This window comes from Corynebacterium sp. CMW7794 (assembly GCF_001563605.1).
Taxonomy (GTDB): domain Bacteria; phylum Actinomycetota; class Actinomycetes; order Mycobacteriales; family Mycobacteriaceae; genus Corynebacterium; species Corynebacterium phoceense.
Genome location: NZ_KQ961706.1, coordinates 1 through 21,859 on the forward strand (window position 1 = coordinate 1; position 21,859 = coordinate 21,859).

General features: G+C 65.0%; 21 protein-coding genes. 13 read left to right on the top strand and 8 right to left on the bottom strand.

Going from position 1 to position 21,859, the window contains the following annotated elements; genetic code table 11:
* The coding region (locus HMPREF3227_RS00070; RefSeq protein WP_231732299.1) for an HNH endonuclease signature motif containing protein at positions 1-398 on the top strand (398 nt) is incomplete at its 5' end.
* Here the strand turns inward: HMPREF3227_RS00070 and HMPREF3227_RS00075 are convergent.
* From HMPREF3227_RS00075 to HMPREF3227_RS00085, 3 genes are read right to left on the bottom strand one after another with little or no spacing between them, the layout of a single operon-like run.
* A complete protein-coding gene (locus HMPREF3227_RS00075) occupies positions 382-1,311 on the bottom strand; it encodes a DUF808 domain-containing protein (RefSeq protein WP_066490547.1) in 930 nt (309 codons plus the stop codon). The genes HMPREF3227_RS00070 and HMPREF3227_RS00075 overlap by 17 nt on opposite strands.
* A 53-nt stretch (positions 1,312-1,364) precedes the next feature.
* Positions 1,365-1,889, bottom strand: coding sequence for a ribonuclease FAU-1 family protein (locus tag HMPREF3227_RS00080; RefSeq protein ID WP_066509278.1), 525 nt, complete (start codon positions 1,887-1,889; stop codon positions 1,365-1,367).
* On the bottom strand, positions 1,889-2,611 hold the full coding sequence (locus HMPREF3227_RS00085; RefSeq protein WP_066490563.1) for an Rv1157c family protein: 723 nt from the start codon (positions 2,609-2,611) through the stop codon (positions 1,889-1,891). The genes HMPREF3227_RS00080 and HMPREF3227_RS00085 overlap by 1 nt, the downstream gene beginning before the upstream one ends.
* A gap of 595 nt (positions 2,612-3,206) precedes the next feature.
* Here HMPREF3227_RS00085 and typA point away from each other — a divergent pair.
* From typA to HMPREF3227_RS00130, 9 genes are all read left to right on the top strand, one after another.
* Positions 3,207-5,117: a translational GTPase TypA gene (gene typA, locus HMPREF3227_RS00090; RefSeq protein ID WP_066490573.1), complete on the top strand. Its 1,911-nt coding sequence runs from the start codon at positions 3,207-3,209 to the stop codon at positions 5,115-5,117.
* Positions 5,118-5,251: 134 nt separating this feature from the next.
* A complete protein-coding gene (locus HMPREF3227_RS00095) occupies positions 5,252-7,141 on the top strand; it encodes an ABC transporter family substrate-binding protein (RefSeq protein ID WP_066490583.1) in 1,890 nt (629 codons plus the stop codon).
* Positions 7,138-8,040 carry a PIG-L family deacetylase gene (locus HMPREF3227_RS00100; protein WP_066509285.1) on the top strand — a complete coding sequence of 301 codons (903 nt, stop codon included), beginning with the start codon at positions 7,138-7,140 and terminating at the stop codon, positions 8,038-8,040. The genes HMPREF3227_RS00095 and HMPREF3227_RS00100 overlap by 4 nt, the downstream gene beginning before the upstream one ends.
* Positions 8,037-8,471 carry a hypothetical protein gene (locus HMPREF3227_RS00105; RefSeq protein ID WP_066509287.1) on the top strand — a complete coding sequence of 145 codons (435 nt, stop codon included), beginning with the start codon at positions 8,037-8,039 and terminating at the stop codon, positions 8,469-8,471. The genes HMPREF3227_RS00100 and HMPREF3227_RS00105 overlap by 4 nt, the downstream gene beginning before the upstream one ends.
* Positions 8,472-8,534: 63 nt before the next feature.
* Positions 8,535-8,858, top strand: coding sequence for a ferredoxin (fdxA, locus tag HMPREF3227_RS00110; protein ID WP_066490601.1), 324 nt, complete (start codon positions 8,535-8,537; stop codon positions 8,856-8,858).
* 43 nt (positions 8,859-8,901) lie between these two features.
* Positions 8,902-10,002 (top strand): succinyldiaminopimelate transaminase, encoded by a 1,101-nt coding sequence (dapC, locus tag HMPREF3227_RS00115; RefSeq protein ID WP_066509295.1) that lies wholly within the window; start codon positions 8,902-8,904, stop codon positions 10,000-10,002.
* A 73-nt stretch (positions 10,003-10,075) separates the two neighbouring features.
* Entirely contained in the window at positions 10,076-10,855 is a 780-nt protein-coding gene (locus tag HMPREF3227_RS00120; RefSeq protein ID WP_231732300.1) for a pseudouridine synthase, read from the top strand.
* Positions 10,856-10,884: 29 nt separating this feature from the next.
* Positions 10,885-11,451 (top strand): GtrA family protein, encoded by a 567-nt coding sequence (locus HMPREF3227_RS00125; RefSeq protein WP_066490606.1) that lies wholly within the window; start codon positions 10,885-10,887, stop codon positions 11,449-11,451.
* 88 nt (positions 11,452-11,539) lie between these two features.
* Positions 11,540-12,220 carry a hypothetical protein gene (locus HMPREF3227_RS00130; RefSeq protein WP_066509299.1) on the top strand — a complete coding sequence of 227 codons (681 nt, stop codon included), beginning with the start codon at positions 11,540-11,542 and terminating at the stop codon, positions 12,218-12,220.
* Between the two features lie 110 nt (positions 12,221-12,330).
* On the opposite strand, the gene HMPREF3227_RS00135 is transcribed toward HMPREF3227_RS00130, so the two are convergent.
* The 5 genes from HMPREF3227_RS00135 to HMPREF3227_RS00155 form a co-directional block, all read right to left on the bottom strand.
* Positions 12,331-13,758 (bottom strand): amino acid permease, encoded by a 1,428-nt coding sequence (locus HMPREF3227_RS00135; RefSeq protein ID WP_369799439.1) that lies wholly within the window; start codon positions 13,756-13,758, stop codon positions 12,331-12,333.
* 110 nt (positions 13,759-13,868) lie between these two features.
* Positions 13,869-16,001, bottom strand: coding sequence for an AAA family ATPase (locus HMPREF3227_RS00140; RefSeq protein ID WP_066509302.1), 2,133 nt, complete (start codon positions 15,999-16,001; stop codon positions 13,869-13,871).
* Positions 16,002-16,006: 5 nt separating this feature from the next.
* A complete protein-coding gene (locus HMPREF3227_RS00145) occupies positions 16,007-16,462 on the bottom strand; it encodes a T3SS (YopN, CesT) and YbjN peptide-binding chaperone 1 (RefSeq protein WP_066509306.1) in 456 nt (151 codons plus the stop codon).
* A 241-nt stretch (positions 16,463-16,703) separates the two neighbouring features.
* On the bottom strand, positions 16,704-17,675 hold the full coding sequence (gene dapD, locus HMPREF3227_RS00150) for a 2,3,4,5-tetrahydropyridine-2,6-dicarboxylate N-succinyltransferase (RefSeq protein WP_066490628.1): 972 nt from the start codon (positions 17,673-17,675) through the stop codon (positions 16,704-16,706).
* A gap of 118 nt (positions 17,676-17,793) precedes the next feature.
* The gene (locus tag HMPREF3227_RS00155) at positions 17,794-19,191 is read right to left on the bottom strand and encodes an amino acid permease (protein ID WP_066490632.1); all 1,398 of its coding nucleotides are present in this window, start codon (positions 19,189-19,191) and stop codon (positions 17,794-17,796) included.
* Positions 19,192-19,287: 96 nt separating this feature from the next.
* On the opposite strand from HMPREF3227_RS00155, the gene dapE reads away from it, so the two are divergent.
* The 3 genes from dapE to HMPREF3227_RS00170 all read left to right on the top strand — a co-directional run bounded on the left by dapE (position 19,288) and on the right by HMPREF3227_RS00170 (position 21,857).
* Positions 19,288-20,415: a succinyl-diaminopimelate desuccinylase gene (dapE, locus tag HMPREF3227_RS00160; protein WP_066509308.1), complete on the top strand. Its 1,128-nt coding sequence runs from the start codon at positions 19,288-19,290 to the stop codon at positions 20,413-20,415.
* 33 nt (positions 20,416-20,448) lie between these two features.
* The gene (locus HMPREF3227_RS00165; protein WP_066490634.1) at positions 20,449-21,228 is read left to right on the top strand and encodes an LOG family protein; all 780 of its coding nucleotides are present in this window, start codon (positions 20,449-20,451) and stop codon (positions 21,226-21,228) included.
* Positions 21,229-21,317: 89 nt separating this feature from the next.
* Positions 21,318-21,857 (top strand): hypothetical protein, encoded by a 540-nt coding sequence (locus tag HMPREF3227_RS00170; protein WP_066509312.1) that lies wholly within the window; start codon positions 21,318-21,320, stop codon positions 21,855-21,857.
* The last annotated feature ends 2 nt before the right edge of the window (positions 21,858-21,859 follow it).

Here is a 21,859-nt window from a genome sequence, read left to right on the forward strand (position 1 = left end):
TGTTGCACCCGGTGTACGGGCCGGTGAATCTGCACCGGATTTCGCGGTTTGCCTCCACGAAGCAGCGGCTGATGGCCATGGGTGAGAATCCCGTCTGCCCCTGGCCGGGCTGTTCGAAGGGTGCGCACGATTGCCAGGTGCACCACCTGGAAGCCTGGCGCAACGGAGGGGAGACGAGCCCGGAGGATCTCACGATTGCGTGCCAGTATCACAACGCCGTCAACGAGGTGGATGGTCGCGGGTTCTTAAGAAGGCGCGGAACGATTTACTGGGTGCCACCCAAGGGCTGGTACCACCCGCCGGGAACGCCGGTCGCGCCGGAGCTAGAAGGACCATTGCCGGCGTGGGTGGAAGAAGAAAAGCAACTGCTCGAGGAGGAATTTATGAACGCGCGGTAGAACCAGCCGAACGCTTGGCGAAGGTGATGATGGAGACCACCACGAGGCCTAGGAGGAAACCGAACACGAGCGAGATGCCGGTGTCGATGAGCCATTGCAGGGCTCCGTTTGAGGTGATCGCTGCCGCGCGCTCGATGAGGTTGTGGAGCTCGTGCGCGCCGAATTCGTGGAGACCGTTGATGACGATGTGGCCGCCGACCCAGAGCATGGCGAAGGTACCGATGACGGAGATGATGTTGAGGGCGATGGGCATGCCCTTGACGAGGGCAGTGCCCAGCGGAGACTTGCCGTTGCGGCGCTTGAGCAGTCCGATGCCCATGTCATCCATCTTCACGAGGAGGCCGACGACGCCGTAGACGCCGAGAGTGATGAGGATAGCGACGGCGATGAGCGTGCCCAGGCGCAGCCAGAACGTCTCCTCTATAACGGCGTTGAGGGAGATCACCATGATTTCCGCGGACAGAATGAGGTCCGTGGTGATGGCAGAGGAGACCAAGCGGTCCTCGGCCTCCTTGGGAGACTCGCTCGTGGGAGCGGCATCCTCGTGGTGTTCATCGCGCTTGAAGAAGTGGATGACCTTCTCCGCGCCCTCGAAGCACAGGTACGTGCCGCCGGCCATGAGGATGGGAGTAAGCGCCCACGGCGCGATCCAGGACAGGATGAGCGCGATGGGCAGGATGATGACCAGCTTATTGCGCAGCGAGCCCTTCGTGATGCGCCAGATCATGGGCAGCTCGCGCGCGGGCTGGACGCCTTGGACGTACTGCGGGGCGACAGCGGCGTCATCGATGACAACTCCGGCTGCCTTGATAGAGGTTCTTCCAGCGAGTGTTGCAACGTCATCGACGCTCGCCGCGGCGGAGCGGGCGATGAGCGCGATGTCATCGAGAAGGGCGAAGAGTCCACCGGCCATGAAGAAATCCTTTGCGCTAGGGAGGGGATTGACGCGCCAATCTTACTGGTTGGCTAGCCTTCCGGCACGAGTTCGACATGCTCCGCCCACGTGAGTGGGTAGCCAATGGCCGTGAGCCAGTCAATGACGTTGTCGTTGTGGCGGGTAATCCCGTCGACGGCGCGCAGAGTGGCGTCGATGGCGAACTCGGCGTCCTCGGCGGAGATGAGCCCCTGTGCGGTGGCCTGCGAGAGCTCGTCGATGTCATCGACGGTGATAGGGGAGCCGGTCGTGGAGAGAAGGTCGATGTAGAGGTCGCGGGTGGTCCAGGCGGCATCGGAAAGCTCAATGCTGGCGACGTCGATGTAGAAGTCCTGGTAAAAGTGGCCGCCCGCCCGCTCATGGAACTTGTTGACACGCAGACCTAGGCCCGGAAGTAGCCAAGACTCCAGGTAGCCGAAGCGCGGGTGGTTGGCGCCGCGGGCCATGTAGAGGCCGAACTCGTGGCGCTCGTACGCGTCGACGGTGCGGTCGATGCCCTTGGGATCGACGTTGATGTGGTCAGCGAGGCGGAAGGTCTCCAGCTTCGGCGCGTGCATTACTTGGCCTCGATGATGGCGGCGGTGGGGGCGAAGGTGCAGCGCGACTCGGCGGTGTTCACGGCGCCGGAGAGCACGGCGACGACGGTGCCGGTGCCGGTCTGCGCGCGGCCGGAAACCGTCGTGGGGCCGTCCGGGTTGATGCCGTGGTTGGTGAGCGGGGTTTCGCCGAATGCGAAATTATCGATGTTGAACCACTGGACCCTCATGGCGCCCTGGTTGGGGGCGGCGGTCTGCGTACCCAGTGCGGTAAAGAGGAAGACCATCTCGCCGGGGCCAGCGCCAGGCGCCGGGATGTCCGTGGGGCCGGGCACGGCGATGGCGGAGCCCATGGCGTCTTGCTGGCCGCCGATGCAGTTCGCGGAGACCGTCGGCCAGTAGAACTGGGTAAAGCCGGGGCCGCCGTCGACAAGCTGGACGCCGCCCTCGCCGGTGGCACCCTCCCCGGTGCTGAACGCCAGCGCAGAGAGCACGGCGTTGCGGAGGTCCTGCGGAACGAAAGGCTGATCCACGAAGGCGTGAATGCGCGACTGCGTCTCCGGCGTGGGGCGGCCTAGGCCGTCGAGCGGGTTGGAGGACGCGGGCAGGCCGGTGACGGAGGAGAAGTCCGGCGCGGCGGCAGTGGCGGGCACAATGGCCGCAGCGGTGGCGGTCGCAGCGAGCGTCGCGGAGGCAACGCACGCAGCGGCGGCACGGCGCAGGACGGTAACCGAGGAGCTCACGGGTAAAGGGTTTCCTTCTGTGGATAGGAGACAATGCAGTCGGGCACGCTCCGCGCGAAGGCACGAAGATACACCGACGGCGGCGTGGGCTACGCCGCACCGACGAGGACGGCCAGCCAGCCATCCGTGTCGGGCAGAGCGTAGGGCGCGCCGCTGAACAAACATTAAGTTATTGTCAAATAATCAACATGAGTCACAATAGTCACTTGAGTTTCTCGGTCAACTAATGAGGCTGGATTTTGTGGGGCGCCTGTGAAATTGTTACCGATCTGTGACTTTTGGTTGGGGTGTGCGACGGTGTTGGGATGGGGTGTGTCGTTTCCTGCGAGAGTGTGCTCGCGGTGAGAATGCCCACTCTTGGTCGCTGTGGGGTGGCTGTCGTGGTCCTTAATGCTGCGTCTTTGCCGTGTTGGGGGTAAGATTCTTACCCGTTCATAATTTCCCCGTGCAGACGGCGGTGGCATTCGGGCCCCGCTTGACGGACATGAGCGCCCTTATCCGCAGGCCTTCTGAGGTCGCTGCCAGGGTAAGCGGTGCGGAACTGCCACTGGTGCGGGAAATTTCACCCCCAGATTCTTAAAGGAGAATCCCCCTCGTGACCCAAACCGAGTTCCGCAACGTCGCCATCGTCGCCCACGTTGACCACGGTAAGACCACCCTCGTCAACGGCATGCTGGAGCAGTCCGGCGCTTTCGGTGACCACGGCGAGCACACGGACCGCGTCATGGACTCCAATGACCAGGAGCGCGAGCGCGGCATTACCATTCTCGCGAAGAACACGGCCATCCACCGTAAGGGCCTGGGCAAGGACGGTGGCGACCTCATCATCAACGTCATCGACACCCCGGGTCACGCCGACTTCGGCGGCGAGGTCGAGCGCGGTATCTCCATGGTCGACGGCGTTGTCCTCCTTGTTGACGCGTCCGAGGGTCCGCTGCCGCAGACCCGCTTCGTGCTCACCAAGGCTCTCGAAGCCAAGCTGCCCGTCATCATTTGTGTGAACAAGACGGACCGCCCGGACGCACGTATCGACGAAGTCGTTGCCGAGTCCCAGGACCTGCTGCTCGAAATCGCTGCGGGTCTCGACGACCCGGAGGCCGAGGCCGCTGCGGAAGAACTGCTCGACCTGCCGGTTCTGTACGCTTCCGGTCGTGCCGGCATTGCGTCTACCGAGAACCCGGGCAACGGCAATGTCCCGGAGGGCGAAGACCTCCAGCCGCTCTTCGACGTTATCTACAACGTCCTGCCGGAGCCGTCTGCTTCCGTCGACGGCCCGCTGCAGGCACACGTCGCCAACCTCGACTCTTCTGACTTCCTCGGCCGTATTGCTCTGCTGCGTATCTACTCCGGCAAGATCAAGAAGGGCCAGCAGGTCGCGTGGATTTCCTGGGACGAGGACGGCAACGAGGTTGTCAAGAACGTCAAGGTTGCCGAGCTGTTGCGTACCGTCGGCTTCGAGCGAGAGCCGGATACCGAGGCCATCGCGGGCGACATCATCGCTATCTCCGGTATCCCGGAGATCATGATTGGCGATACCATCGCTGATGTCGACAACCCGGTTGCTTTGCCGAAGATCCACATCGATGAGCCGGCCATCTCCATGACCATCGGCGTCAACACCTCGCCGATGGCCGGCCAGGGCGGCGGCGACAAGCTCACGGCTCGTATGGTCAAGGCCCGCCTCGACCAGGAGCTCATCGGTAACGTCTCCATCAAGGTTCTGCCCACCGAGCGTCCGGATGCCTGGGAAGTCCAGGGCCGCGGCGAGATGGCGCTGTCCGTTCTCATTGAGAACATGCGCCGCGAGGGCTTCGAGCTCACCGTGGGTAAGCCGCAGGTCGTTACCCAGGTCATCGATGGCAAGACCATGGAGCCGTACGAGATGCTCACGGTCGACACCCCGTCCGAGCACCAGGGCGCCGTCACCCAGTTGCTGGCCACCCGTAAGGGCCAGATGCAGTCCATGGACGTCCGCGAGGGCGACTGGGTCCGCATGACCTTCCGTGTTCCGGCCCGTGGCCTCATCGGCTTCCGCACCCAGTTCCTCACCGAGACCCGCGGCGCGGGTATCGCCAACTCCATCTCGGATGGCCTGGACGTCTGGGCTGGCGAGATCAAGTCGCGTGCCACCGGCTCGCTCGTCGCTGACCGTTCCGGCCAGATCACGGCGTACGCGCTGCAGCAGCTCGCAGACCGCGGCGATTTCTTCGTGGAGCCGGGCATGGAGGCCTACGAGGGCATGGTCGTGGGCGCCAACAACCGTGATGAGGATATGGACATCAACATTACGAAGGAAAAGAAGCTCACCAACATGCGTTCCGCTACCGCGGATGCCACGGTGACCCTGCAGAAGGCCCGCACCTTGTCCCTCGATGAGGCGCTGGAATTCTGTGGCGGCGACGAGTGCGTCGAGGTTGCCCCGAACGTCCTGCGCGTGCGCAAGGTCGAGCTGTCGGCGACGGACCGTAAGCGCGCTGCGTCGCGCGCAAAGCAGCTGAATAAGTAAGATTCTGCTTCACACGGCGCCGCCGCGCCCGCCTGCTCTCACGCAGGAGGACGCGGCGGCGTTCGTCTGTGCGCTGCACGGCGCTACAGTAGGCTCGACAGAATTACCGTAGAAAAGCGGAGAAAGTACGAGACATGGTGCGATTCCTCCAGCCCCTCCTGCGCGGTGCGACTGCGCTCGTGTGCGCCTGCGCGTTGAGTGCGTGTGCTGCCAACCCCGGCCCGCCGCCGGTTGTCGATGAAGAGGAAGCCGCGACCGTCACGGGGACTCCCACGACCACGCGCGCGGCGACGGACGTGCCGGAGCGCACCACGGTTTCCATCGGCGTTGATCCGCTGGTGGGCGGGCTCAATCCGCATCTCGCCGCGAATAATCAGGAGCTCGTCCAGCAGCTCACGGACCTCGTGCTGCCGTCCGCGTTCCGCAACGGCGTCATGGATACAGACCTGCTCGATAGCGCCGAGGAAGTCGAGGCCCCGCGGGGTGTTGCGCAGCGCGTGCGGTACAAGATTTCCTCCGCCGCGCAGTGGTCAGACGGCACGCCCATTTCCGCGGCAGACTTCAGCTACCTGTGGCACGGCATGGTGACCACCGCCGGCGTCCAGGACCCGGCGGGCTACCGAGCCATTTCGACGATTGCCTCGAGCGACGGCGGGCGCGTCGTCACCGTCGACTTCCGCGAACGCGTCGCGAACTGGCAGGGGCTCTTCCACGGGCTCGTGCCGTCCCACCTGCTCGGTGACGTCGCCTTCGATACGGTCCTGCATGACGATATTCCTGCCTCGGCGGGCCGCTACCTCGTCGCGACCGTGGACCGCGCCCGTGGGGTCATTACGCTCAACCGCAACGATCGTTACTGGGGCAAGGACCCTGCGCGCACCGACGTCATCATGTTGCGCTCGGTCCGCGACGCGGAGCAGGCCATCAATATGCTGCGCTCCGGCCAGATTGGCTTCGCGGACTTCACGCCGGAGCAGACCACGCTCGAGGCGCTCTCGCTCCTGCCGGATGTCGACGCGGAGACGGTGGATACCGCGCGTCAGTTGCGCTTGCATGTCGCGCTGCCCGAGGAAGCTCGCGCGCAGCTCGCGGAGCTCATCGATGCCCGCCAGGTTGCACGGTTGGCCACCGGGCGCACCGCGCCGCTCGATGTCCCAGGCCAGGCTGCCGATGCCCCCTCGTCCGAGGCGGCAGACAACCCCGACGTCGCAGAGCTCGTCGCCTTGGGACGTCCCGTGCACATCGGCGTCGATCCCTCCGATACGACGGCGGCTACGGCGGCCAATATCCTCGTCGACCAGCTCGCCCTGCACGGCGTGAGCGCGAAGGTGGTTGCGGACCGCATGCGCACATTGGCGGCGGAGTCGTTGCCCTCGGGCACGGTCGATGCCGTGTTGAGCTGGGATACTGTGGACGAGAATCCACTCCGCGTGGCCAGCTCCTACGTCTGTGCGAGCGATCCGGTCCCGGTGGGGACAACGTCGTCAGCTGCACCAAGCGCGGCTGACCCAGCCGGGTCGACCACGCCGGGTTCGCCGGAGCCTTCTGTGGCAGACACGTCGGCAAAGGATAGCGCGGCGGCGGAGCGCACGAGCGAGGAGACCGCGACGTCGCTGGGCGATCTGTGGGACGAGGACGAGACTCCGGAGACCTTCCCGGGCGAGCTGTCCGGCGTGTGCCCGCCGGACGCGGCGGTGACGCGTGCGGCGATTCTGAGCGGGGAGACGAAGGCTGCCGATGCCGCCCGCGCGTTGGCGGAGTGGCAGGCGCGCAGCCACGTGGTTGTTCCGCTGCTCGCCGAGTCACGGCTCCTCGCCCTGGGAGAGGGCATCGTGGGACCGGGGACTACAGTGGACGCATGGCGCGCGGGACTCGCGACGGCACCCGAGTGGACGCCCGAGGACAAGGACCTGGCCGCGACGTCGACGGCCACCCGCGAAGCAGCGCGAGGTGCCGATAAGGGCGCAGACCAAGACAACGACGCGAAACAGGGCACGAACGAGGACAAAGGACGAAAAGAATGACGGATTTGACTGGCTTCCGCGTGGTCGCGGTGCATGCGCACCCGGACGATGAGGTCCTCTTTACCGGCGGCACGCTCGCGGACCTGGCGCGCCGTGGCGCGACGGTCACCTTGCTCACGCTCACACTGGGCGATGAGGGCGAAGTCATCGGCGAGCCGTACCAGAGCGTCGTGGACAACGGCGTGCTGGCAGGCTTGCGCGTGCGCGAGCTCGAAGACGCCGTCGCGGCGTTGGGCATCGAGCACGAGTTTGTGGGCGGCGCTGGCTTCTTCCGCGACTCGGGCATGGAAGGCTCACCCGCGCACGAGCACCCGCGTGCACTGGTCAACCGTGTCGAGGAGGCGGCGGGGCACCTGCATGGCCGGTTTGCGGAGCTCGACCCGCACATTATCGTGACCTACGGTCCGGACGGCGGCTACGGCCACCCGGACCACATCGCGGTGCATAAGGCGGTTCACACCGCGGCGGGAGACCGTCGCGTGTGGTGGGCTGTCTTCGACCGCGCACAGAACTACGCGGGCCTCGACACACTCACCGAGCCCGAGGGCTGGCAGAAGCCGGACAGGGACTACCTCGATAACTTCACGAACGAGGCCTCGGAGACTGAGACGTTCGTGCGCTACCCGCTCGATGACGCGGCGTACGCCGCCAAGCGCGCGGGCATGGCCGCCCACCCGACGCAGATCTGGCTGGCGGACGGAACGGTGTCGCGGACGAACCCGGTCTCGGCCTTCGCGGGCATCGGCGACCCGGCCGTGGCGCCGGTGGCCTTCGGATTGTCGAACCTGCTCGTCATGCCGTTGCTGCGCGCCGAGTTCTATCACCTGGGCCAGGCAGGTACCGCCGCGGCGGCGCCAGCAGAAGGCGCTGCAGGTTTGTTCGCAGGACTCGAGCGATGAATAACACGCAGGCGGAGCAGCCTTCCCAGCAGGCCCGAGAGCAGGCGCAGCCGGTGATTCGCACGAATTTCGATCGGGGCGAGGCGGTGACGGGATTGGTGTGGCTGAGCCTCGGTGCAATCTTCTCGTTGCTCCTCGAGGTGGTTTACCTCGGCGCGCGTCTGCCGCTGGGGGAGACCTCCATCCCGTTCCCCGTGACCATCGCCGTGGCATTTGGATTCAACCTTGTCCTCACGCGCACGGCGCTGTTATGGTCGCGCCGCACGCTTGTCGCCGCGGTGCCCCTTATCGTGTGGACGCTGGGCTTTTTGGCTCTGGCGCTAGCAGGGGGCATCGGCAGCCTGCAAGCGTTGCCCGCCACATTATCGACCATCCTGTTATTTGCGGCTGGAGTAGCCGGGGGCGGGTGGCCTTTCTTCAATGGGAAGTGACATACTAGGTAAGTTCACATCCCCCTGACGTAATCTCAATTTTTCGGAAGTGATTTCAAACCCATGACGTACACTATCGCGCAGCCTTGCGTCGACGTGATGGACCGTGCCTGCGTTGAGGAGTGCCCGGTCGACTGCATCTACGAGGGCAAGCGTTCCCTCTACATCCACCCTGATGAGTGCGTGGACTGCGGCGCCTGCGAGCCCGCGTGCCCCGTCGAGGCCATCTTCTACGAAGACGACGTGCCGGACGAGTGGCTCGACTACAACGACGCGAACGCGGCGTTCTTCGATTCTCTGGGTTCCCCGGGCGGCGCCGCGGCGCTGGGCCCGCAGGACTTCGACGCTCCGCTCGTTGCTGCCCTCGGTCCACAGAACCAGGACTAGCAGAAAGACTAAGTAATCACCGCTTGCGTGGGAGAGGACAATGATGGCACGCACGCCGCTAGGTAATACACTTCCGGATTTCCCTTGGAACTCGCTGGCCGGAGCCAAGGCTAAGGCCCAGGCGCACCCGGACGGAATTGTCGACCTCTCGGTGGGCAACCCCGTTGACCCGGTGGCGCCCGGCGTGCAGCTGGCGCTCTCCGCTGCCGCAGAGGCTCCCGGTTATCCGGCCACTGCCGGCACGCCGGAGCTGCGCCAGGCCATCTTCGACGCGCTGTCGCGACGCTACAACATTGCGGTCGAGTCCCCGGCGGCGACGCTGCCCGTGGTGGGCACGAAGGAAGCCATCGCCTGGCTGCCTACTCTGCTCGGCTTGCGTGGCGAGACCATCGTCATCCCGCCGGTGGCGTACCCGACCTACGAGGTGGGCGCGCTCATCGCGGGGGCCACGCCGGTGCGCGAGTCTGACCCGGCGAAGTTCGGCTCTGCTGGCCTGGCATTTATCAACTCGCCGTCGAATCCGACGGGCGAGGTGCTCACCATCGAGTACCTGCGTGAGGTTGTCGCGTGGGCACGCGCGAATAACGCGATTGTGGCTTCGGACGAGTGCTACATCGGTCTGGGCTGGGACGATGAGAAGCAGCCGGTCTCCATCCTCGATCCGCGCGTGACGGACGGGGATAACACGGGCCTTATCGCCATGCATTCGCTGTCAAAGTCCGCGAATATGGCGAGCTACCGCGCGGGCTTCTTCGCCGGCGACGCTGCGCTTATCGCGGAGCTGCTCGAGCTGCGCAAGCACGCCGGCCTTATCACGCCGGGCCCCATCCAGGCGGCCATGGTCGCAGCGTTGGAGGACGACGACTCAGAGGCGCTGCAGCGCGGTCGCTATGCCGCGCGCCGCGCCAAGCTTGTGCGTGCGCTCACGGACGCGGGCTTCCGCATCGAGCATTCCGAGGCAGGTCTCTACCTGTGGGCTACCCGTGGCGAAAACTGCCGCGACACGGTCGACTGGCTGGCCGAGCGCGGAATCCTTGTCGCCCCGGGCGACTTCTACGGCCCGGAGGGCGAGCAGTTCATTCGCATGGGGCTGAATGGCACGGACGAGCGCGTCGACACGGCGTGCGCGCGCCTTGCGGCCTAACTCTCCGGTCGGCTCCTGGCGACCGCCGGCGCGGGAGGGAATCTCGCCGCGCAAGACGGTCCTTGTGGGCCGGGTGCCTGCCGACGTTGCCTATTGGGCGGCATCGGCAGGCGATTCGCCGTTTTCACCGGGGGAGCGGCTGCCTGCGGGACGTATTCTGGAGCGGCCCGTGCCGGCGTGGTACCACCCCGCGGTGCCGCCGGAGCCGCCGATTCCTTTCCACTACGAGGTGCTCTACGCTGACCGCGACCTTATCGTCGTGGATAAGCCGCATTTTCTCCCCACGACGTCGAATGGGCGAATTGTGCGCGAGACGGTGCAAACGCGGCTGCGCGTGGAATATGGTGAGGACGAGATCGTGCCGCTGCATCGGCTCGACCGGCTCACGTCGGGTGTGGTCGTGTGCTCGCGTAACCCGGCGACGCGTCGGGCGTACCAAGAGCTGTTTGCGCGGCGGAAAGTGCACAAGGAATATCATGCGCTCGTGTCCTCACCGTTGGAGCGCGCGGCGGGCGTCGTGGACCTGGGCATGCGCAAGGAGCGGGGCGAGCGCCAGGTGCGCGTGGATCCAGCGGGCACGCGCACGCGGACGTGGCTTGAAGGCCGCGGTGACGAGGTGGTGCTGCGGCCGGAGACGGGGCATACGCACCAGTTGCGCGTGCTGCTGAACTATCTTGGCTCGCCGATTGTGGGAGATGACACGTATCCGGTGGATAAGGGACTGGCGCTTTACGACTTTTCTACGCCGTTGGCGCTGGTTGCGACGTCTCTGTGGTTGAGGGATCCGTTCACTGGCAAGCGGCGTCGCTTTTCAATTTCGCGGGACTGGCGGGGTACCCTAGGACAGTTATAGAAAAATCCACCACTAGGAAGGGCGCCGCCATGAGCACGTCAGTTACGGCCGGCCGCTTCGCCTCAAACTTGGGGCAGTTTATTAAATTCGGCCTCGTGGGCGGCTCAGGCACCGTGGTCAACGCGGTCATGTTCGTCGTCGCGAAGAAGTTCTTCGAGGCTGTCTGGGGTATTCACTACTACGACTCGCTGCTGGCGATCCCCTTCACGGACTTCAACGTGCGCTGGTACAACATCTTCGCGTTCATTGCCTTCTTTGTCGCGAACGTGTGGAATTACCAGCTCAACCGCAAGTGGACGTTTAGCTCCGTCGACAAAGTGTCGTGGTGGCGCGGGTTCTTTCCGTTCCTGCTCACCGGCATCGGCGCTTATGTGGTTTCGCAGGTCGTCATGATTGCGTTAGTCAATCCGACTTCGCCCATTTCACTGTCCTCGGAAATCTTCGATGACTCCTCAGGCCTACGCAACAAGAGCTACTGGGCCAACATCATCTCTATCATCGTGGCGATGCCCATCAATTTCATCATCAACAAGTTGTGGACCTTCCGTTCCACGCCCAAGGCGCCGCGCGTGGTGGAGGAAAGCCACCCCGCCTAGGCCGTCTCCTGTCCCCGGCGCCGCAGCTCAGACTGCGGCGCCGGGGTTTCTACATGGTGATGTCGGGGGCCGCGCTAACGTTGGGGCCATGAGACGTTTCTTATTCCTTCCCCTGTCCCTGATCACCGTCGCGGCGGCGGGCCTGAGTGCGTGCACGTCGTCTGATCCGGAAGTCATCGTGGTGACCTCGACGGCACAGCCGCAGCCTCGGGCTGCGGAATCCTCTGCGGCCGCGGCGGCGAGCACTGCGAATGGTACTGCGTCGGCGGAGAACACGAAACCCACGGACGACTATGAGGCGTCGAAGGCCGAGTCGGACAGGCTGCGTGCCGAGGCAGAGGAGGCGGGCCTTACGTGGCTGCACCCAGGCGCGTTTGCGGGTGGCATCGGCACGGGCGAGTATCGCATTCGCTTTGGCATGGGTGACTGCTCCATCGCGGACGAAGGCGCCACTGTGCGCTGCATGATTAACCAGATGGATGCGCCTTTGGTCGAGGGCGCTGAGGGGCAAACGCCGGCCAACCTTGTGGAGCGTACCGAGGATGGCACGTTCCGCTACGGATACGTGGGCAGTGATGACACGATGGCGTCTGAGCTTGGCGGCGACAACTATAAGCGCGTGCGCGAGATTAAGGCCGGCACACAAACCGATGTGGAGGGCGTGCGCGTGACCTTCAAGGGACCAGGCGAGGAGCCGTATCTCAGTGTCACGGCAGCCGACGGCCACGGCTTTGAGGTGAGTGAGCGCGGGAAGCTGCGCATGAAATAAGGCGTCGCCGGGCGCACAGACACGAGTGCCCTGGACTCCGCGGGGAGTCTAGGGCATGGGGTGCGTCTTGGGGTCAACGCGGGGAGCGACGGGGAGCTTAGGGCTGAGTCCTAGACGCGGGGTGCATCGGAAGCATGGGCGGTGTCGGGCAGCGGCAGGCGCGCGGTGGGGGAGATGCCACGGACCTTGGCATTGATGATGCCGGCAACGGTGAGGACGGCGAACATGGCGGCGGCGGAGACGAGTTGGACGCGCGCGGAGGCATCGGAAAGCATGAGCACGGCAAGTGCTACAAAGATAGCGAGTGCGAACCACGTGAGGTAGGGGAAGGCCCACATGCGGATGGGCAGGGGGTGGATGGTCTCAAGCTGGCGGCGCAGGCGCAGCTGGCTCACCGCGATGAAGACCCACACGATGAGCAGCGAGGCGCCTGCGGCGTTGAGCATAAAGGTGAGCAGCCAGCCGGTGTCGGCGTAGTTGAGGATGACCATGACCACGGAGAGCGCCACGGACAACGCGATGGCGTTGGTGGGCACGCCTTTCGCGTTGGTCTTGGTAAAGAACTTGGGGGCCTCACCGCGGGCGGCGAGCGAGTGCATCATGCGCGAGGACGCGTAAATCTGCGCGTTGAATGCGGAGAGCAGCGCTAGGACGATGATGACCTCCATGAAGCCGGCAGCGCCGGGGATGCCCGCGCGTTCGAGGACCATGGTGAAGGGCGACTCGGCGGCGGACTTCGCGTTGCCCAGGGACGAGTAGGGCAGGAGGAAGGTGATGACGAGGACGGAGCCCAGGTAGAACACGGAGATGCGCAGGATGGTCGAGCGCACGGCGTTGACCAGGGAGCGCTTAGGGTCCTCGGATTCGGCGGAGGCGATGGCGACGACCTCGATGCCGCCGAAAGCAAAGGCCACGGCGAGAAGTGCCGCTGCGACGCCGCCCAGGCCGTTGGGCATGAAGCCGTCCGCGAGGAAGACCTCGCTGCCGATGAAGGTGTGGCCGGGCAGAAGGCCGAAGATGAGGAGCGCGCCGATGATGAGGAAGGCGACGATGACGATGACCTTAATGGCCGCGAACCAATACTCGAACTCGCCGAAGCTACGGACGTGGAGCAGGTTAATGATGCCGAAGATGGCGACGCAGATGGCGGCGGGGATCCAGGGGGTGACGCCGAACCATGCGCCGATGAAGCCGGCCGCGCCGGTAATCTCTGCGCCGAGGACGGCGACGGTGGCCAGCCAATAAATCCAGCCCTGTGTGAATCCGGCCCAGCGGCCGATACCGTGTTCCGCGTACTCCGAGAACGAGCCGGAGGCGGGGATGACGGTGCCCATTTCGCCGAGCATCTGCATGACGAGGATAGCGAGGAAGCCAGCGATGACATAGGCGACAAGGACGGCGGGGCCTGCGGCGGAGATGCCGACGCCGGTGCCGAGGAAGAGTCCGGCGCCGATCGTCGAGCCGAGCCCCATCATCGTGAGGTGGCGGACCTTGAGACCGTGGCCGAGGGTAGAGGAGGATGTATCAGACACACTCATCATGCTAGTTCGGCGGTGGGGCGCGGTCCGCATCAGGGGCAGCGGAGCATACCCCACCGGCGACGGGGAGCGGCGGGCCGCCGGAGTGGGCGGTGTGCCGGTCCGCGGGGCTAGGCGGTGTGCGCGAGCACGACCTTGCCGTCGACAGCATCAGCAAGGATAAAGCCTGGCTCAAGTTCCGGCATGGGGAGCAGGAGCAGGTTTTCCACTGCGCGTTGGACGTGGCGGGCGCCGAAGGCCGGTTCGTAGCCGCTGTCCGCGATGAGGTCCACGGCGGCATCGGTCACCGTAAGCGCGTAACCATGGCCGGCCAGACGTGCGGTGATGCGCTCGATCTCCTGCAACGCGATGGCGCGGATGGTGTCCTTCCCCAGTGGCTGGAACGGGATGATGGCATCCATGCGGTTGACGAGCTCCGGGGCCATGGACTTCTTTACGGCGCCGAGGACGCGCTCGCGGCTAGCTTCCACGAGGTCGGTCTGGGTGCCGCCGCCAAAGCCCAGCGAGCTGACGTTCATGCTCGTGGCGCCGAGGTTAGAGGTCATGATGATGACCGTGTCGGAGAAATCCGCGACCTCTCCGCGGGAGTCCGTGAGACGGCCGGCATCGAAGACCTGGAGGAAGGTATTCCAGACCTTGGGATGTGCCTTCTCAATCTCGTCGAGGAGGAGGACCGTGTGCGGCTGCTTGCGCACGCGGGTGGTGAGCCAAGAGTCGGGCTCGGTGGAGCCGACATAGCCCGGTTGCGGACCCGTGAGGCGGGAGATGGCCCATTCCTGGTGGTACTCGCTCATATCGAGGCGGATGAGGCGCTGCGCGTCATCATAGAGTGCCTCGCACAAGGCCTTGGCCAGCTGCGTCTTACCTACGCCGGAGGGACCGGCGAAGAGAAAGACGCCGTTGGGACGCTGCGGGTTGAGATCCCAGTTGAGGTGGGTGAGCGCCAGGCGGCGTGCGGTGACCTCGCAGGCGTAGTCCTGGCCGTGGACCTGCTTCTTGAGGGCGGCGATGAGCTCGGCAGAGCGGACGCGCAGATTATCCGAGGAGGTCAACGTATCAACGTCGGCGGTGGTCACTGCCCGAGCCCCACGCAACTGCGCGGAGCGGATGGCCGTGCGGGCGCGGTTGATGCCCACCGCAGGCTGGCGCAGGGTGTCCGTAGGCGCGGCGGGGGCCGTGATGAGGGGACGAACGTCCTCGTCGACCGTGAGCTGGGCGGCGGCTGCCTCTTCAATGAGAACCTGCTGCACGAGCTCCGTGGCCTCGGCGTTAGTGAGTGGCGGCAGCGTGACCCGTACGGCGGCATCAGCCAGCGCAGCATGCTGCTCCTCGAAGGTGCCGACCGCGGCCTGCGGCAGCACGAGGACCGGATGCGGTGTGGCGGTCACATGGAAGGTATCGACAGCAGCGGCGACGTCCGTCGCCGTATAGGGCGAGGTGAGACCCAAGATGGTCTCGACGCAATCGAGCACGACGATATGTGTGGCGTCAATGCCTGCGAAGGCCTTGCGCAGGGAGCGGAAGTTCAGCGCCTTGCTAAAGAGGAAATCGGGATTAAATCGGCTGACCGAGACGCCGTCTTCGGCCATTGCTGCGAGGTAGTCGGCGACCTCGCTGGTGCGCCGGCCTTCCGGAACTACGACGACGCAGGGCACCTCGGGCGCGCCGGTTGCCTGGACGTAGGCCTGCCGTATGGCGGCGGTCTGCGACTCGGGGACTGCGCGGGCTTCTGCGGCGTCTAAGAACCGGGAGCGTGGGCCAGCAGAATCTTCTGACGCAGCGTGGGCCTGTTCGACGGTGCGTGCCTCGCCTGCGGCGCCGGTGGATTCAGCGGTTGCGCGTTCCCCGGACTGCGCAGTCGGGGCGGGCGTGTCCAGCGTCGCCATCGCGTTCGGCGCTGAGTCCGATGAAGAGTCCGTTGCTGCGACCGGTGTGGCGTTGGGCGCGGCGGTGGCGGCCTCGGCGGTTGACGTGGGACGCAGCAGGGAGCGGAAGGTTTCGGCCTTCTGCGGTGGAGCGGACTCCTGGAGGCGACGCACGGAGACGTCGAGCGCGGACAAGGACGCGTGGGCCGACGTGCGAAGCAGGTCAGCACCGCCCTCGCCAAAGATATCGGCGAATAGCTTCGGGTACTTGTCCTGCAGCGCGGCGGCTAAGTGCCAGGCCGTGGCCGGCTCAGAGCGCTTCTTGGCCTCCGCTTGTGCGTAGTCGGACAGGGTAAGGAGCGTGGAGGTGGAGAGCATGGCGTTTAGTCGTCGATGTAGTGTTCGCCACCGAACTGTGCAATGAACTCGTCATCAAAGCTGTCACCCGCGATGGCGACCGTGTAAAGGGCGTTGAGGAATTCATCCGGGTCGACGGTGTCGCCCAGAATGAGGTGTTCGACCAGGACGGCCGTGACATCGCGGTCAAGCTTGTCGTTGTGCGCAGTGTGGATGGCGAAACGACCAAAGATGTAGTCGTTATTGTGCTCGAGCAGCCACGCCTGCGATTCGGGGGTCATCGGGGCGTCCCAGACGGTCAGCGCAGTGATACGGATAAGGACGTACGGATCCTCACCATCGCGCTCTTCGAAGGTGATGTGGACTGGGACGTTTCCGTTGATGATCCGGTAGCCGTCCGGAAGCAGGCTCACCTGGCCGGTGTTCTTGTCCTCCATCAGCCAACGCTGGACCTTGTCCTTGATTTCCAGAATGTTCGACATAATTCAAGCTCCTGCACTAGTAGGTGGGCCGTCACAGACGGCGGGGAATGGGTGTCTTCTCGGGGTGGATGCAACTGTGCGAGAAGAACAAGCCTAAGTGTAGGAGACGGAGGCCACACGAGGGGACGAGTTTACGTACATTTCACGTAGATCTGTTCGAATGGCATGGCTATGCGCAGGAAAACGCGGACACCCCGCGCCGCGGGATGCGGTGCGGGGTGGAGGCGAAAGCGACAGCGCGTTAGTTCTTGTGGAGCGCGTCGTTGAGCTTGACGGCCGAGGCCTTCCACTCGGTGGCCTCGACAGCGCCGGTGACGGAGTTGCGGCGCAGGAGGAAGCCGGAGCCGCCGGAGAGCTGGGAGCCCTTGACGGTGTCGCCGTCGGCTACGCCGAGGGCGGTGGCGACGGCGCCGTGCACGGCGATCTTGGTGCCGGCGGTGACGTAGAGGCCGGCCTCGACGACGCAGTCATCGCCGAGGGAGATGCCGATGCCGGAGTTCGCGCCGAGCAAGCAGCGCTCGCCGATGGAGATGACTTCCTTGCCGCCACCGGACAGCGTGCCCATGATGGAGGCGCCGCCGCCCACGTCGGAGCCGTCACCCACGACGACGCCAGCGGAAATGCGACCCTCGACCATGGAGGTTCCCAGCGTGCCGGCGTTGAAGTTGACGAAACCTTCGTGCATGACGGTGGTGCCCTCAGCGAGGTGGGCGCCCAGACGCACGCGGTCCGCGTCGCCGATGCGCACGCCGGATGGCACGACATAGTCGACCATGCGCGGGAATTTGTCGACGGAGAAGACGACCACGGGGCCACGGGAGGCGAGGCGGCCGCGGACCATCTGGAAGTCGGCGACGGCGCAGGGGCCGTAATTGGTCCACACGACGTTGGCGAGCAGTCCGAAGATGCCATCCATGTTGAGGCCGTGTGGCTTCACCGCGCGGTGAGAGAGCAGGTGGAGGCGCAGGTACGCGTCGTAGGCGTCCACCGGAGCCTCGTCCAGGTCCTTGATGGTCGTCTCCACGGCGACGCGGGCGACGCCACGCTCCTCATCAGGGCCGACGAGGGAAGCGAACTGCTGCGGGGCCTGCTCCAGGCGGGTGGTGCCGGTCGCGTCCACAGGCTTATCCGTATACACAGCAGGGAACCAAACGTCGAGGACGGTGCCGTCGTGAGTGAGCGTGGCCAGTCCGCGGGCGGATGCTGAGGTCATGAGAAGTCAGAGTACTTTCGTGAGGTGAATGTCTAGTAGGGCAGCGCCGCGCCGCGGCGCATATTGTTTCAGGAGTCTAGCCGACCATGAAGGGAATCTCAGGTCAGTGATACCTGGCTCACACCTGACCGGGGGCTGCGGTAGAGGGGGTACGGACAAGCTTCTCGCGCTTGCCCACCGGAAGCACCACGGCGAGGACGATGAGGGCGGCGGACAGGACGAGTACGGCGATGACCTGGCCGCGCGCGGACGGGTCGAAGACCATGAGCACGATGAGTGCTGCCATGGCGAGCATGACCAGCCACGGGACGTAGGGAAAGCCCGGCGCGCGCAGCGCGGTGATCTCGCCATTGGCCTTGAGCTGCGGGTGGAGCTTGAGGTAAGAGCAGGTGATAAACAGCCAGATGACGAGCAGGCAGCCGCCCACGGCGTTGAAGAGGAAGGCGAGCAGTCCCGGCGGGTTCCAGTACTGCAGGCCCACCGAAGCAAAGGCGAAGATCATCGAGAGGATGACGGCGTTGACGGGGGAACCAGTGCGGGAGGTCTTGAGGAAGAGCTTGTGCGCGTTGCCCTCGTGCGCCATGTCGAAGACGAGGCGGGAGGTGGCGTAGATCTGTGCGTTAAACGAGGACAGGAGGGCGACGACGATGACGACCTCCATGACGCCGACGGCGCCCGGCAGGCCGGCCTGCTCGAGGACGAGCGTGAACGGCGACTGTGCGGCGACGTCCGCGTCGTGGATGCGGTCGAAGGGCAGCAGCAGCGAGATGATGGCCACGGAGCCGACGTAGAAGACGATGATGCGGAAGACGGCGGCGCGCACGGCGGTGGACACGTTGTGCGCGGGGTCCTCGGACTCGGCGGCGGCGATGGTGACAAGCTCGATGCCGCCGAAGGCGAAGGCGACAGCGAGCAGGCCCGCGGCGAAACCGGGCGCGCCGTTGGGTAGGAAGTTTTCCGTGAAGTTGGACAGGTGGACAGTGTCCGTGTTCGGCCACCAGCCCAGCGCCATGAGCAGGCCGATGGCGATGAACACGATGATGACGCCGACCTTGATGGTGGAGAACCAGAACTCGAATTCGCCAAAGCCACGCACAGCCGCGAAGTTGACGATGGCGAAGAGGGTCACCGCGATGAGCGCCGGGACCCACGGCGCCCAGCCGGTCCACCCCGCGATGATGGCGGAGGCGCCGGTGATTTCCGAACCCATGACCATGATGAGCATGAACCAGTAGAGCCAGCCCAGCGTAAACCGTGCCCAGTTGCCAAAGGCTTGGCCCGCGTAGGTGGAAAAGGAGCCGAGCGAGGGACGTGCGGCGGCCATCTCGCCAAGCATGACCATGACGAGCGCGATGAGCCCGCCCGCGATGGCATAAGAAATAAGGACCGAGGTACCGGAGGCCTGAATGCCCACGCCGACGCCGAGGAAGAGCCCGGCGCCGACGGCAGAACCCAGGCCCATCATGGTGAGGTGGCGTGATTTCAGCCGCTTGCCCGCTGCTGGAGAGGTGCTCATAAGGAAGATTCTTTCGCGCTATAGGCTTCAAGTAGAACGCATTAAAGCCTAACACCGGCGCGCGCGTGGCCTGTCACGGCGGTACGATGGCCACTTGTGACTCTAGATTTGCATGCTGACCCCGTCGAACTCACTGCCGCGCTGGTGGATATCCCCAGCCCTTCGCACCATGAGGAGGCGATCGCGGACGCTGTGGAGGAAGCTTTGCGTGCGCTGCGGGCTCCCATTGAGGTAGAGCGCTACGGCAACACGGTGTGTGCCCGCACGAACCGGGGGCTGACCTCCCGCGTCGTACTCGCCGGCCATATCGACACGGTTCCCATCGCGGATAACGTCCCGCACCACATGGAAGGCTCTGGCGAGGATGCCGTCATGTGGGGCTGCGGCACCGTGGACATGAAGTCCGGCATGGCGGTCTACCTCCATGCCTTCGCCGAGCTTGCCGATGCCCCCTCGCTCGCCCATGACTTGACCCTCATCGCCTACGAGGGTGAGGAAGTTGCCACCGAGTTCAATGGCCTGGGCCACTTGCAGCGCGACCATCCTGAATGGCTCGCTGGAGATCTGGCACTGTTGGGCGAGCCCTCCGGCGCGATGATCGAGGCGGGCTGCCAGGGCACCCTCCGCCTACGTGTGACGGCCCACGGCACGCGCGCCCACTCGGCGCGCGCCTGGCTCGGCTCCAACGCCGCCCACGCCCTGGCCCCGGTCATGCAGCGCGTGGCCTCCTATGTGCCCCGCACCGTCACCATCGACGAATGCGAGTACCGCGAGGGACTTAATATCGTCCACCTCGAGTCGGGCGTGGCAACGAATACCATTCCGGACGAGGCGTGGATGTTCGTCAATTTCCGCTTCGCGCCGGACCGGTCGCTCGACGAGGCGATGGCCCACGCGCTCGGCGTCCTCGAACTCGAAGTGGGCGCCAACGGCGGCGAGGCTGGCGCGCCGGGCACCATCACCGTCGAGGTCGACGACGCTGCGGGTGCCGCTCTGCCGGGCCTGGGCCAGCCAGCGGCACAGGCGCTGCTCGCCGCCGTCGACGGCAATTTCAGAGCGAAGTTCGGCTGGACCGACGTCGCACGCTTCTCCGAGATGGGCACCCCAGCCGTCAATTTCGGTGCGGGCGATCCGGGCTTTGCACACAAGAAAGACGAGCAGGTTCCTGTCGCGCAGATCTGTGAGGTCGCCCGCGCGCTTAAGGCCTACCTCACCACGTCCTAAGACCTTCAACGTTCAGAAAGTACTCACACCCACATGGCACCCGAGCTCAACCACGTCACGAAAGACCGCACCCTGCGCGGCCCCATGCTCCTGCGCACCGAGGGACAGCAGGACTCCACCTTCGACCAACGGCTCCTCGAATCTGGGGCAGACCATGACTGGATGCATGCGGACCCGTGGCGCGTGCTGCGCATCCAAGGCGAGTTCGTCGCCGGCTTTGATGCGCTCTACCGCCTGCCCAAGGCCGTGACCGTCTTTGGTTCCGCCCGTCTGCACGAGGGTGACACCTACTACGACCTCGGCGTCGAGGTCGGCCGTCAGCTAGCGGGCGCCGAGTACGCCGTGATCACCGGCGGCGGCCCCGGCATCATGGAGGCCGCCAACCGCGGCGCGCATGAGGCGGGCGGCACCTCGGTGGGTCTGGGCATCGAGCTCCCGCACGAGCAGGGGCTCAACGCCTACGTCGACTTGGGCCTCAACTTCCGCTACTTCTTCGCGCGTAAGACGATGTTCCTCAAGTACTCCCAGGCCTTCATCTGCCTGCCCGGTGGCTTTGGCACCATGGACGAGTTCTTTGAGGTCCTCTGCATGGTGCAGACCGGCAAGGTGACGAACTATCCGATAGTCCTCATGGGTTCCGAGTACTGGTCCGGCCTCGTGGATTGGATTCGCCAGACTCTCGTCATCGACGGCTATATCAGTCCGGAAGACCCCGATCTCTTCCTCATCACCGATGATCCGGACGAGGCCGTGGCCCATATCGTCACATGCCACGAGGTCATTGCCGACCAGCGTATCCGCAACGCGCGCTAGTCGTCCCCACTGGGGCTTCCGGCGGCTTCTCGTGGTTTCTCCCGTGGCCTTTGCATACCGCACACTGAAAGTAAGGTAGCTTAAACAGCATGTTTTCGTGGATCCTGCTCATCCTTATTCTCGCCATTCTCGCCATCCTGGGCATCTGGGCGACGGGTAAGTTTGGTGTGAATGGTGCAGTGATGGATGGGCCAGAAGGCCCCTCCGATGTGCGCGCGAGCAACCGCGTGGCGGTCAAACACGGTGACCTGGACGACGTCCGTTTTGACGTCGTGCGCAACGGCTACCGCCAACGCCAGGTCGACGAGGTCCTCGTGGCCCTCGACAAGCGTTTCCAAGAACTGGAGGAAGAACTCACCGCTGCCCGCGCGATGTCCACGCCTGCGCCTGACGTGGCCGCTGCCGAGTCCCCGGCCGCCGCTGCGTTTGTGGACGCCGCTGCTCCGAGCGCACCTGCGCAGCAGGCTGAACTCCCGGAAGAACGCTCGGACGAGAAGCCAGCCGAGCCGCAGGAGAAAGAGGACCGCACCGGAACGATGACGGTCACGCAAACTCCCGGCGCTGGTCCCTCGCAGGCAGGAAGCTTCATCATCGTCGATGGTCCGAGCGAGGACGAGCGCCGGTCCTAGGC